The organism is Methylophaga sp. UBA5088 (assembly GCF_002414625.1).
GTDB lineage: Bacteria > Pseudomonadota > Gammaproteobacteria > Nitrosococcales > Methylophagaceae > Methylophaga > Methylophaga marina.
On the sequence record NZ_DIAC01000002.1, the window covers coordinates 4059 to 4414 of the forward strand.

General features: G+C 48.9%; 1 protein-coding gene. It reads right to left on the reverse strand.

The genetic code is table 11. The features are described 5' to 3' along the window. The coding region (locus tag B4K20_RS00220; RefSeq protein ID WP_289281430.1) for a GspE/PulE family protein at window positions 1-356 on the reverse strand (356 nt) is incomplete at both ends.

The following is a 356-nucleotide window of genomic DNA, read 5'->3' on the forward strand; positions in this document are numbered from 1 at the left end:
CTGAGCGCTTTTAATTGATCCGCATCAGCCAGGGCCGGTTTTTTACAATGCTGACACAAGCGACGCGCCAGACGTTGAGCGATAACGCCGAGTAAGCTTGAACCAATCAGAAAGGGTTCCAGCCCAATATCTTTTAGTCGAGTCACACTCGATATCGCGGAGTTGGTGTGCAAGGTGGATAACACCAGATGGCCTGTCGTTGCGGCTTTAAGAGCGACTTCACCGGTTTCGGTATCACGAATTTCACCCACCATAATCACATCCGGATCATGACGCAGAAAACTACGCAGGGCAGAGGCAAAATTCACCTTGGCATTCATCTGTACTTGTGAAATACCATCAATCACCATCTCTAC